Genomic DNA, 12,754 nt, shown 5'->3' with positions numbered 1-12,754 from the left:
CGTGGCAGAAGTCATTTTTGACCGAGGAGAGGGTGAGTTGATGAGGCGTACCAGTGACGAGGAGTCCCTTGCTCTGCAGCACAAACTCATTGCATCCTCGGCCAAGAACTTCGCGGCGATGCTTGATCGACAGGCCGATGCCCATCCGAATCGCATCGCCTTTCTCACTCCTTCCGGCGCTGACGATGAGCCCAACGCCTGGCTCCCCATGACCTTTGCTGAATTCCGTCGTCAGGCCCACGAGGTGGCTGCTGGACTGATGGAGTTGGGGCTTCCTCGGGAGGGCCGTGTCGCCCTGCTGTCCGGAACGCGCACCGAGTGGATCATTGCCGACATGGCCATCTCCTCCGCCGGTGGCGCGACGACGACGATCTACCCGAATTCCGGGCCGGACGAGGCAAGTTTCATCCTGGCGGACTCCGAGTCATCCATTCTTTTCGTCGATTCCACCGCCCAGGTTGCCAAGATCCAGGGCAGGCCCGAGGTCGACGCGGTGGTTCGGCACATCATCAGCTTTGCCGACGATTCCGAGGAGACCGGCGTCCGAGATGACCGGCTCACCACCATGGCCGAGATCATTGCGAATGGACGTCGACGCCTGGCCGTCGAGCCGGATCTCGTGCGGCGCATGATCGATTCCGTCGAACCCGACGACCTGTGTACCCTCATCTATACCTCTGGCACGACGGGCACGCCCAAGGGAGTCGAGCTGACTCACCGGGCGTGGACGTACATGGGCCAGGCGTGGAAGAACCTCGACATGTTCCGTGGTGGGGACGTCCACATGTTGTGGTTGCCGTTGTCCCATGCCTTCGGGAAGTGTCTCATCGCCATTTGCGTCGAGATCGGGATCACGCAGGCCGTTGAGCCCCGGATCTCGCGGTTGGCCCGTAGCCTGGGCGAGGTGAAGCCACGCGTCATGTGTGGTGTGCCGCGCATCTTCGAGAAGATCCGTGCCGGTGTCATGACGGCATACCCACAAGGACGTCTGGCAAGTCGTGTCTCGCGGTGGGCCTTCGCAACCGGACGCGACGCCCAGCGCTACCGGAACGCTGGCGATCGGGTACCGACCGTGCTCGAGGCCAAGCGGAAGATCGCTGATGCGCTGGTCTTCTCGACCCTGCGTCGCAAGCTTGGCGGCATCGAGTTCATGATCTGCGGCGGTGCCAAGTTGTCGGAGCAGGTTCGGCAATGGTTCTCCTCCGCGGGGATTCCCATCATCGAGGGATATGGGGCGACTGAGGTCGGGGCAGTCGCGTTCTTCAGCGGGCCTGATGCCATTCGGCCTGGCACAGTGGGACCGGTCGCTCCTGGTTGCCTCGCGCGGATTGCTGAGGATGGTGAGATTCTGGTCTCCGGACCGATCGTTGCTCGTGGCTACCACAGCATGCCCGAGAAGACGGCCAAGGCGTTCACCGACGGCTGGTTCCACACTGGCGACATCGGCGAACTCGATGAGATGAACTACCTGCGCATCACCGACCGCAAGCGCGACCTGTTCAAGACCTCGGGCGGAAAATATGTCGCCCCACAGAAGGTCGAGGCCACCCTGATGGCCAACTGCCCATACCTGTCCAACGCGGTGGTTCTGGGTGAGGGACACAAGTATGCAGTGGCCCTCCTCACCCTCGAGAAGGGTGCTCTCATGACGTGGGGACGCCGGCATGGACGTCCCGACGCCAGTTACGCCGAGCTCACGGCAGACCCGGACGTGCGGCGCAGCATCCAGCGGTATGTTGATCGCGCAAACTCCCGCCTCGAGCGCTGGGAGACCGTCAAGAAGTTCGCGATCCTCGACCACGAGCTGACCGAGGACTCCCATTCGGTGACGACCAGCCTCAAGGTGCGTCGCGGCGTCGTGGCCGAGAAGTATTCCGACATCGTTGACGAGATGTTTGCCGACGAGAATGAACAATCGAGTGTGGCCAGGGGAGACGACGCGTCGTGACGGGCGCTGTCGTCGTCGATATTCCACTGCGTTGGTCCGACATGGATGCGCAGGGACACGTCAACAACGTTCGCATCAGCGAGCTGGTTCAGGAATCTCGAAATCAGGCGTTCTACACGAACGGCGCCCAGGAGATGCTCGAGACCGGGATCGTCGTCGTCACTCAGGATGTCGAATTCTTGGCCCCGTTCGTCGTGGATGGGAGCCCGCTGCGGGTCGAGGTCGGCTGCTCCAAGGTCGGTGCGGCACGAACCATCCTGGATTACCGCGCCTGGCACCATGACATCGAGGTCGCTCGGGCACGCGGGATCATCTGCCCCTTCGATTTCGACGCAGGACGCCCTCGCCGGCTCACCAACGGCGAGCGAGGCGCCTTCGAGGCCATGAAGGTCGACGAGATTCCGTGGAAGCCGATCAAGGTCGTCGACGTCTCCGGGATCGGCGACATCGTCGACGTACCTATCCGGTGGTCTGACGTCGATCGGCAGGGTCACGTCAACAACGTCAGCATGGCTGGTTACCTCCAGGAGGCCAGGATCCTCGCGACGACGTCGTGGTCGCCAGGGATGAGGCGAGCTGGGGACCACCTGTGGGTCGTCGTGCGTCAGGACATACGTTATCGACGCCAGGTTCCACCGTCGCAGCGGTCATGCAAGGTGCATACTGCGCTCACACGGCTGGGAACCTCGTCAATGACCCTCGCCGGGTCGATTGCCACAGACGAGGGATCTGCCCTCGATGCCGCCACCGTGCTCGTCTGCGTCGATCCGGACACCGGAGCCTCGGTCCCGATTGACGACCGGACGAGGGAGGCGTTGGCAGTCCACCTCGTCACGGTCTGATCAGTGTTCAGGCTCGCAGCCACACGGCTTGGTCACGGCCGACGGATGCGAGTCCGTGGTGGATCTTCAGCGAGGTCGAGGTGACGATGATCTTGTCTGGGTCCACGGTCACTGGGTCGTCACCGAAGTTCACAACGCAACGGAAGCCGGGCTCGCGGGAGAAGTCGAGGACATCGTCGGACGACTCGTTCCACGTCATCGTCCCGGCTCCCAGGGCAGGGTTGACCCGGCGCTCAGCCAGCAGAGTGCGGTAGAGGGTCAGGAAGGACGACGGATCGTCCTGCTCGGCCTCGACCGTCCAATCAGCCCAGTCGTGCGGCATCGGAAGCCAGGTGTCGCTCGTTGACGACCATCCGTAAGGGGTCTCGGAACCGCTCCACGGAATCGGGACGCGGCAACCGTCACGTCCGCGGTCATTGTGTTCAGAACGCTCCCAGGTAGGATCCTGCAGGACGTCGTCGGGGAGATCCTCCACCTCTGGCAGACCGAGCTCCTCACCCTGGTAGACGTAGGCGCCACCAGGAAGGGCGAGTTCGAGCATGACGGCCGCGCGGGCGCGACGACGTCCCAGAGCAACATCGGTCGGTGTGCCGTGGAACGTGGCATGGGGAGCAGCGGGATCCGAGAAGTCCAGACCCGAGATCTCCTTGCCGTAGCGGGAGACGGGGCGGAAGTTGTCGTGGTTGCCCAGCACCCAGGTGGCACTTGCGCCCACTGACTCGTGGGCCGCCAGGGATTCGGTGATGGTGGTGCGAAGCGAACGGGCCGACCACGCCGAGATGAGGAACTCGAAATTGAACGAGGTGTGCAGCCTGTCCGATTCGAGGTAGCGCACCAGACGGTCATGGGGGAGATACGCCTCGGCGACGAACATGCGCGGCCCCTCGGGGGTGTCGGCATATTCGTCGGCGATGGCTCGCCAGCGGCGCTGGATGGGCGCCAGTCCAGGCTGATCCCACATCGGGCTGTCGCCAACGAGCTCGCCGATCTCCTCGTTCTCGGGTAGGTCGGGCAGGCCGGATTCCTTGACCATCGAGTTGGCGACGTCAATGCGGAAACCATCGACACCGCGGTCGAACCAGAACCTCAGAACGCGGTCAAACTCCTCGACGACTTCGGGGTTCTCCCAGTTCCAGTCGGGCTGTGAGACGTCGAAGAAGTGCAGGTACCACTGCCCAGGGGTGCCGTCGGGCTCAGTGATGCGTTGCCATGCACCACCTCCGAACACCGATGGCCAGTTGTTCGGAGGGAGTTCGCCGTTCTCTCCGCGGCCATCTCGGAAGATGTAGCGGTCGCGCTCAGGCGAACCGGGGGCAGCAGCGAGGGCATCCCTGAACCACGGATGCTCCTCGGAAGAATGGTTGGGGACGAGGTCGATGATGACTCGCAGGCCCAATTCGTGGGCCCGTGCCACGAGTGTGTCAGCGTCGTGGAGAGTGCCGAAGTCAGGGTTGATGGCACAGTAGTCGCTGACGTCGTAGCCGCCATCGGCCAGCGGGGAGGGGTACCACGGTGAGATCCAGAGGGCATCGACGCCCAGAGCGACGAGATGGTCAAGGTGTTCGATGATGCCGCGGACGTCGCCGATGCCGTCGCCGTTCGAGTCGGCGAAACTACGCGGGTACACCTGGTAGACAACGGCGGACTTCCACCAGTCGTGGGTCGTGGGGATAGTGGTCATGGGGGTCCTTGAAGGGTTGTGAGGGTCGTCAGGGGCGGGGTGGGCCCGCGGCGTGCCCGACGATGTCCGCCGCCGCGGAGCTGTTGGAGGGTCAGTCTACGCGGACCTCTCGTCCGTCGCCGGACCAGTTGACGTGCCAGGAACCCTCGTCGTCGACACGGCGGTAGGTGTGAGCGCCGAAGAGATCGCGCAGGCCCTGGGTGAGGGCGGCGTTGAGACGTGGCGCGCGAACCTGGTCGTAATAGCCCAGGGCTGAGGAGAATCCCGGAACTGGCACTCCGGCCTCGACCGCTCGGGCGACGACACGACGCCATGCCTGCTGGCAGCGAGCGAGCTCGGCCTTGACGGAAGGTGCCTCCAGAAGGGTGGTGAGGTCTCCGGCCGCGTACTCGTCCTTGATGCGCTGAAGGAGGCGGGCTCGGATGATGCAGCCATCGCGCCAGATGGAGGCGACCTGGCCCATGTCGACCTCCCAGTTGTACTCGACCGCCGCAATGCGGATCTCATCGAGCCCTTGGGCGTAGGCGACGACCTTTGCGGACCACAGAGCGTCACGAACGTCGTCGATGAAGGCCTGACGGTCATCGACCGAGATGGTGCGGTCCGGCCCCTCGAGGGTCTGCTGGCCCACCGTGCGCAGCGGCAGGGCGCTGGAGACTGAGCGAGCAAAGACGGCCTCACTGATGGTGGAGACGCCAACTCCGAGCTCAAGAGCCGTCTGCACGGTCCAGGTGCCCGTTCCCTTCATCCCTGCCTCGTCGCGGATGACGTCAAGGAGGTCGGTGGCAGGGTCGCGAGGATCCTTGGCACGCAGCACCCGGGAGGTGATTTCGACGAGGTAGGAGTCGAGATCACCATGGTTCCAGGACTCGAAGACGTCTCCGGCCTCGGCGTTCGTCAGACCGGCAGCGCGCAACAGGGCGTGGGCCTCACCGATGAACTGCATGTCGGCGTACTCGATGCCGTTGTGGACCATCTTGACGAAGTGTCCGGCGCCATCGGTGCCCATCCATGCGCAGCAGGGCTCGCCGTCGACCTGTGCCGAGATCTTCTCCAGAACCGGACCGATGGCTTCGTACGACTCAGGGGAGCCGCCTGGCATGATTGACGGTCCCTCCAACGCTCCGACCTCGCCACCGGAAATGCCGGTGCCGACGTAATGGATGCCGGTCGGGCGGATTTCTTCCTCCCGACGTCGGGTGTCGCCGAAGTAGGCGTTGCCGCCGTCGACGAGAACATCACCCGGCTGGAGCAGGGGAGTGATCTCCTTGATGACGGCATCCGTGCCACGACCGGCCCTGACCATCATGACGATGCGGCGCGGGCGCTCGAGACATGCGACAAAGCCAGCCAGATCATGGAACGGCAGGAGGGTTCCCTCGTTCCCGTGCTCGGCCATGACCTCGTCGGTGCGTGAAGCTGTGCGGTTGTAAACGGCGACCCGGAAACCCTTGTGAGCCATGTTGCGGGCCAAGTTGGACCCCATCACGGCCATCCCGATGACGCCGACCTCGGCGGTCTGCGGCGCAGTGTCACTCATGCGATTCCTCCTAGATGTCTCGCTTCCATCCTTCCAGGCATTTCCGCGTGGTGCAGGCGCGGATGGGTGGGGATGACGTGAGACAGCGAGGATGATAGAAGTTTTGGTGATGGAATCCTGCGGTGTTTCCGAGATCACCACGACAGGCGTGGCCGTACCCGGGCTGATGACACATCGTGACCAGAGACGCAACGGTGTCAGGTGCAGTGACGGTTTGACGACGGCGAATTTTCCTCAGAGAGGTCCAACGAAAGCGCCCAGGCAACTATCAGGTCGGGGCCAGACCAAGCATGATCCGCGAAAGCTCGTGGTCTGACATCATGACCTTTGGGCGATGCCGCTTGTGGATCCGCTGTGCCAGCCACTCCAGCACGAATCGTGGTCGTTGCCTGAGCATCGTCGGAGTGATGTGCAGCATCCGCCAGCCATGTCGATCCAAACTCGCTGATCGCATCATGGTCGCTTCGTAACCTTCGGGTGTGCCGTGCACGCAGCGGCCGTCGACCTCAACCCCAACGCGTTCCGCATCGAAGGCTTGGTCGAGGGTGAAGGCTTCTTCGGCGGTGTCCACCCGTGTGTTGGAGTGCCACCCGGTGAACCCGACCGCGCGGAGCGCCCGAGACAACCACAATTCCGGCACCGACCAGGGATTGAAGGAAATATCGGCCAAGGCTGCTGTGATGCGGTGACGGCCGAACTTCCAGGACAGGCAGGAACGAGCCGACCTGCAGGAACGTGGGGTGACGAGTTTTTGTCTCAGCGCCTCGCAGACCCATTCCCATTCTCCCCGAACGGCCAGAAGGAGGACGGACGCCTCAGGAATTGCCATGGGGACATCGCGGTATTGGGTGACGTATCGGCGCGGAACTCGCCATCGGTGCACGAGGATTCCCTCTCGCTTGATGCCCCTCGTCCGTGAAAACGCCTCCACCAAGTGAATGGCGCTGAAATCTCGCGTCCGGCTCCCCGGGGGAATCATTCCTTGCGCGACGAGGGCGGCTTTGCCAATGATGACCGCGTCTCGATGCCACATGTGTATCGCCTGCATCTTCACTCGAGAATCGTCAGCTCGCCCGGCATCCGCAACGACTCCCGGGAGCATGCGTATTGCGCGGCCGGCTTTCACAGCGCGGTCAGCTTGCCCGCGAGTTCTGCTGAAGCGATGTATCCGCACGACACCGCCGCAGTCCCTCATGTCCAGTTCAAGTTCGTTCACACCACTATTTATCGGCGGGACACCAGAGAATCCGTCAGCCAAATCAAGATCTGTGGACATCGTCGGGAGAACCACCGAGAAGATTGTGGATAACCTCGAGGAATGGGGTCCTGGGATCCGGCTGGAGAGGAATTCGCGGCACAACCACCAAGGAAGCCCACCGTCCTCCATGAAGATGAGAGAGATCCCAAGGTTTCGGGTTGCCCCTTATCCGGCGTGGTAACTCAGGAAAGACGGACCGTCCATGATCGGGAAGAGTTCGCGACGCGCCATATGTCCGTGTTCGCCAACGTACTTCTCCGTGAAATCTCTCCCGTTACCTTGCTGGTGGCCCCGTAAGGAGGGGTCACGGTCGTCGGGCCCGGCATGACTTGCTGCCCCTGTCTCATGAATGATCCGGGGGGTGTTGTCACCGGGCTTGGTGGCGCCAGCCGACCGCTGATAGGGACACGGCCTGCTTCAAAGGTCTCTTCGTAACGTGGGTGCCGGCAGCTGATGCATCACCACCCGGGCGACCGTTCATCTCGGGATGGAAGGATGGCGGTTGTCATGAATCAGGACAGCGGCTTCGACATCTGGTGCGGGCTGGACGTTGGCAAGACCGGCCACCACGCCTGCGCATTGGATGCTGCTGGCCGGAAGGTCTTCGACAAGCCCCTGCCCCAGGACCAGAAGCGCCTCGAGGAACTCTTCGACAAGCTCCAGACCCATGGCCGGGTCCTGGTGATCGTTGACCAGCCGAACACAATCGGAGCACTACCCATCGCGGTCGCCCGGTCCATGGGAATCCAGGTCGCCTACCTGCCCGGGCTGGCCATGCGCCGCGCAGCAGACCTCTACCCGGGCAACGCCAAGACCGACGCCCGCGACGCGTTCGTCATCGCCGACACCGCGAGGACCATGCCCCACACCCTGCGCCGGGTCGACGCCGGCGAGGAAACCCTCGCGGAGCTGAAGGTGTTGGTCGGGTTCGACGAGGACCTCGCCGCCGAAGCGACCCGGCTGTCGAACCGCATCCGAGGATTGCTCACCCAGATCCACCCGGCCCTGGAACGCGTTGTCGGACCCCGGTTGACCACCAAGCAAGGCCTCGCGGTGATCGAGCAGCTCGGCGGGCCCCAGGCCATGGCCGCTGCGTCGAAGTCCAAGCTGCTGCGGGTCATCAGCAAGGCCTACCCGCGCGGCGCCCAAGAGTTCGCCGATGCCATCACCACCGCCCTGGCCGAGCAGACCGTCATCGTTGCCGGAACCGCCGCAGCCGAGCAGGTCCTGCCCCCAACTCGCTGCATCGCTGCGCCAGACGCTGGACCAGCGACACGCACTCGCGGCGCAGATCGAACAGGTTGTTGATGCTCACCCTCTTGCCGAGGTCCTGACCTCGATGCCAGGCGTCGGGGTCAGGACCGCAGCACGGATCCTGCTCGACGTCGGCGACGCCTCCCAATTCCCCACCGCCGGACACCTCGCCGCCTACGCCGGACTCGCCCCAGTCACCCGACGATCCGGAACCAGCATCCGCGGCGAGTTTCCCGCCCGCTCTGGCAACAAACACCTCAAACGAGCCCTGTTCCTGTCCGCCTTCGCCGCACTGCGCTCAGACCCCACCTCCAAGGCCTACTACGACCGCAAACGAGCCCAGGGCAAGAAGCACAACGCCGCCCTCATCTGCTTGTCACGCCGACGCTGTGATGTCCTGTTCGCCATGCTCAAGAACCGGGAGCCCTACCGGGCCCCCACCCCAACGCGAGAGCCATCACCCCTGCCCCTCGCCGCTTGACGGGGAACATAGGGACACCCCCCAAGGTCGGTCCAAAACTGGTGCGAAGACGCTACGCTGAGCCCATGATCGATGCGGTGGCCCTTGTGCCCATGAAAACCCTGCCTGGCTGGCCCGAAGCCGAATTCAGCTCCGTGCACCTACTCATGTTGTGTGTCGTGTGGCCGATCGCCACGGCTGTCCTGTTCACCCTCATTGGTTGGGGAGTCCATTTTGCCAAGGGACGCGGCGGCAAGAACTCGGACTGATCCTCGTCACGCAGCCTGAGTGCTGAGCACGAGGACGAATGCGGCCCCGAACCGGCTGGTTCGGGGCCGCATTCATGCGTCACAGCTCAGTGACGGCTGGCCTCCTGGCAACGCAGGGTGCGGCGAGCGTTGTCGGCGCGCTCGGCAAGAACGCGTCGCACAGTGCTGCCCGGGTTGTTGTCGGAAACCCAGCCATCGAGCTTGTCGAGCCAAGCCTCGTCGATGACCTCGGTGCTCGGGAAGAGCCACATCAGGGCGTTCTGGACCTGGGCGTGACCGGCCTTGGCCCACTGGCCGTCGCGGGAGTCGATGGACTTGCACAGCTCGAGGTAGGGATCGACGTACTGCGAGAGCGCCTCGGCCTGATCAGGCTGAATGAACTGGCTGACGAGCTGCCGGTAGGTCTCGTTGGGCACCGAGTCGTCGGTGGTGGCGCGCTGCCAAGCAGCCTGCTTCGCCTCGGCCGTGGGCATCGCGGCGCGAGCGCCAGTTGCCTGCTCCGATCCCGAGATGGTGTTGTCACGCTGCAATTCGGCAGTGATCTCCGGTTCGCCGACTCGGCCCATACCGGCCAGGGCGATGAGGAGACGCCAACGCACTCCCTGATCGATGTCGAGGCCCTCTGGCACCTCTTCGCCATTCAGCCACCCCTCGAGCAGGTCAGCGGCGTCCTTCGTGGCAGCAGCGGCCAGACCGTTGGCGTAGGCCACCTGATGGTCCGAGCCGGGCTCGGCGTCACGCAGTCCCGCCGCCGAGATCGCAACGAGATGATCGCGCACATCCTGGCGAGCCTCACGAGTGGTGTATGAGATCGCGGCGGTGGTGGCCTGGCGAAGGAGGGAGGTGACGGCCGTGAGATCTGTCTCGCTGGGAAGCCCCTTGCCAACCAGGGTGACGTAGTCCTGGGCCTTCATCTCGGCGTCGCGGCACATGTCCCAGGCGGAACTCCAGCACAATGCGCGGGCCAGCGGATCGGACAGGGCGTCGATGTGCTCGATGAGGGTGGCCATCGAGTGATCATCCAGACGGACCTTCGCGTAGGTCAGGTCACCGTCGTTCAGCAGGACCAGATCACCGCGGGAATGTCCGACGAGGGCGGCAATCGGGGTGCGCTCGTCATGGATGTCAACGTCGAGGCGTTCGGTCCGGACGAGCTTGCCGTCGGTCAGTGTGTAGATGCCGATGCCCAGACGATGGGTCCGTAGGGTGGGGTACTTCTCGATGGCCGTTTGTACGATGTCGAAGCGGGTGAAGTTGCCGTTCTCATCGACGTCATAGTCCGGACGGACGGTGTTGACCCCTGGGATGCGCAGCCACTGCTCGGTGAAGGACGACAAATCGCGTCCCGACGCCACCTGGAGCTGATGGAGGAGATCCTTGAGCTCAGTGTTCGAGAAGGCGTTCTGGGCAAAGTACGTGCGCACGCCGGCCAGGAACTCGGCCTCCCCGACGAAGGCAACCAGTTGTTTCAGGGTCGAGGCACCCTTGGCGTAGGTGATGCCGTCGAAGTTCTGCTCGACGGTGTCGAGATCGACCATGTCAGCGGCGATCGGGTGAGTGGTTGGCAGCTGGTCCTGGGTGTAACCCCACGTCTTGCGCTGGTTCGCGAAGGAGACCCATGGGTCAATGCCGCCGTGCTTCTCGACGATCTTCTCCTGACAGTGATGCGACGCCCACTCGGCGAAGGACTCGTTGAGCCAGAGGTCGTCCCACCACTTCATGGTGACGAGATCGCCGAACCACATGTGAGCGAGCTCGTGAAGGATGGTGTTGTCGCGGTTCTCGTAGGCGGCCGAGGTAACGCGGGAACGGAACAGCAGGTCGTCACGGTGAGTGACGCAGGCAGCGTTCTCCATGGCCCCGGCGTTGAATTCCGGCACGAAGGACTGGGTGTACTTGCCGAATGGGTACGGGTAGCCGAATTCAGACTCGTAAACCTCAAATCCACGTTGTGTGGTGGTGCGGATTCGGTCGGCGTCGAGGTGTTCCTTCATTGACTGACGGCACAGAATGTCGGCGTCCATTTCGCCGGACAATGTGTGAATGGTTCCGTGATCGACGTGGTACTCGCCGGCGACAAGGGCTGTCAGATATGTCGAAATTGGAAGGGTGGGCTCAAAAGACCACCGTGACATCCCTTCCCAGGGGCCTTCCGTCGGCTCTGGGGTCGGGGAGTTCGAGACGACGGTCCAACCAGTCGGAGCGATGACCTGCAGTTCGAATGTCATCTTTTGATCGGGCTGCTCGAAATCAGCGTACATACGCCTGGCATCAGCAATCTCGAACTGGGTGTAGAGGTAAACCTTGCCGTCAGCAGGGTCGACGAAACGATGCAGGCCTTCACCCGAATGGGAGTAGCGGCACAGCGCCGTGACCGTGATTTCGTGAGTTCCCGCTTCCGTGGTGAACGGGAAACGATTATTCGAGAATGCAGCCGGATCCAGCGGGGTGCCGTCGAGATCTGCAGCGTAGACACCGTCAGCAATGAGGTCAAGATGACTCTCGCCGCCGGTCGACGAAAACTCGATGGTTGACGAGGAGACGAAGGTTTCGGTCGGCTCGGCGAGCGGATCGCCGTTGGGGTCACGTCCAGAAAGATCAACGAGCACCTTGGAGTTGTGCGCCGTGATGACCTGGGAGCGCTGCTGCGCCTCCTCACGAGTGATGTTGACCGAACTCATCATGCCTCCGTGGAACATATGTTAGTTAAGGGCGCACAAAAGCACCCAACAATTCCCATGAAACTCTATCGGTTCTTGCCTTTCGCTGTCTCGTTAAGCGGGAACTGTATCTCGCGTCATTACTGCGCCTTACGCGAACAATGACGGGGTCAGTCTTTGCGTGCGCGGGCGCGTGCGGTTGGCTGGTGCCATGACCACAACAGTTGATTTTTGGTTTGACCCGTCCTGCCCCTGGGCGTGGATGACGTCGCGCTGGATGCTCGAGGTGGAGAAGGTTCGTGACGTCCATACCGTCTTCCACGTCATGAGCCTGGCCGTCCTCAATGAAGGACGTGATCTGCCGGACGACTATCGTGCCGAGATGGACAAGGCGTGGATCGGCGCTCAGGCTGCCACTGGCGTCGTCGAGGTGCATGGACAGGAGGCTGTTCGTGATTTCTACACCGCCCTTGGAACCCGCTACCACCTTGGCAAGGAGGAGCGCAGCATCGAGACCGTCAAGGCAGCGTTGGTGGAGAGCGGCTACGACGAGTCCATCGCGGATCGTGCTGGCAAGGGTGAGTTCGACGAGGCCATGCGCGCTTCGCATCACAAAGGCATGGATCCGGTCGGACAGGATGTCGGTACCCCTGTTCTCCATATCAACGGCATGGCGCTCTTCGGTCCGGTGATGTCTCCGGCTCCCAGGGGTGAGGAGGCCGGAGAGCTCTTCGACGGGTTCGAGAAGGTGACGGCCTACCCCGGTTTCTTCGAGCTGAAGCGGACCCGTACCGTTGGACCGATCCTGGACTGATCCCCTCTGGAGCTGTCCCCGGAAGGTC

General features: G+C 63.0%; 8 protein-coding genes and 1 pseudogene. 5 read left to right on the top strand and 4 right to left on the bottom strand.

What is annotated here, in order from left to right; genetic code table 11:
• The first annotated feature begins 40 nt into the window (after nt 1–40).
• The gene (locus tag AC6I1W_RS11000; RefSeq protein WP_284950791.1) at nt 41–1,948 is read left to right on the top strand and encodes an AMP-dependent synthetase/ligase; all 1,908 of its coding nucleotides are present in this window, start codon (nt 41–43) and stop codon (nt 1,946–1,948) included.
• Nucleotides 1,945–2,790 (top strand): acyl-CoA thioesterase, encoded by an 846-nt coding sequence (locus tag AC6I1W_RS10995; RefSeq protein WP_065673370.1) that lies wholly within the window; start codon nt 1,945–1,947, stop codon nt 2,788–2,790. The genes AC6I1W_RS11000 and AC6I1W_RS10995 overlap by 4 nt, the downstream gene beginning before the upstream one ends.
• Nucleotides 2,791–2,797: 7 nt before the next feature.
• Here AC6I1W_RS10995 and AC6I1W_RS10990 read toward each other — a convergent pair whose 3' ends face one another.
• From AC6I1W_RS10990 to AC6I1W_RS10980, 3 genes are all read right to left on the bottom strand, one after another.
• Complete coding sequence (locus AC6I1W_RS10990) at nt 2,798–4,471, bottom strand: glycoside hydrolase family 13 protein (RefSeq protein ID WP_284950790.1); 1,674 nt, start codon at nt 4,469–4,471, stop codon at nt 2,798–2,800.
• A gap of 91 nt (nt 4,472–4,562) precedes the next feature.
• Nucleotides 4,563–6,011: an NADP-dependent phosphogluconate dehydrogenase gene (gene gnd, locus AC6I1W_RS10985; protein WP_117189817.1), complete on the bottom strand. Its 1,449-nt coding sequence runs from the start codon at nt 6,009–6,011 to the stop codon at nt 4,563–4,565.
• Nucleotides 6,012–6,279: 268 nt separating this feature from the next.
• Nucleotides 6,280–7,206 carry a putative endonuclease domain-containing protein gene (locus tag AC6I1W_RS10980; RefSeq protein WP_117189818.1) on the bottom strand — a complete coding sequence of 309 codons (927 nt, stop codon included), beginning with the start codon at nt 7,204–7,206 and terminating at the stop codon, nt 6,280–6,282.
• Nucleotides 7,207–7,776: 570 nt separating this feature from the next.
• Here AC6I1W_RS10980 and AC6I1W_RS10975 point away from each other — a divergent pair.
• Nucleotides 7,777–9,004, top strand: a pseudogene (locus AC6I1W_RS10975) (IS110 family RNA-guided transposase).
• Nucleotides 9,005–9,069: 65 nt separating this feature from the next.
• Entirely contained in the window at nt 9,070–9,252 is a 183-nt protein-coding gene (locus AC6I1W_RS10970) for a hypothetical protein (RefSeq protein WP_065673387.1), read from the top strand.
• A gap of 86 nt (nt 9,253–9,338) precedes the next feature.
• On the opposite strand, the gene pepN is transcribed toward AC6I1W_RS10970, so the two are convergent.
• Nucleotides 9,339–11,951, bottom strand: coding sequence for an aminopeptidase N (pepN, locus tag AC6I1W_RS10965; RefSeq protein WP_117188602.1), 2,613 nt, complete (start codon nt 11,949–11,951; stop codon nt 9,339–9,341).
• A 172-nt stretch (nt 11,952–12,123) separates the two neighbouring features.
• Between pepN and AC6I1W_RS10960 the strand changes: the two genes are divergently transcribed.
• Nucleotides 12,124–12,726, top strand: a complete 603-nt coding sequence (locus tag AC6I1W_RS10960; RefSeq protein ID WP_171048539.1) for a mycothiol-dependent nitroreductase Rv2466c family protein — start codon at nt 12,124–12,126, stop codon at nt 12,724–12,726.
• Nucleotides 12,727–12,754: the final 28 nt, after the last annotated feature.

The sequence above is a fragment of the Cutibacterium sp. KB22876 genome (genome assembly GCF_059728865.1).
Note: the sequence above shows the minus strand (reverse complement) of the source record. Positions and strands in the feature narration are given on the sequence as shown.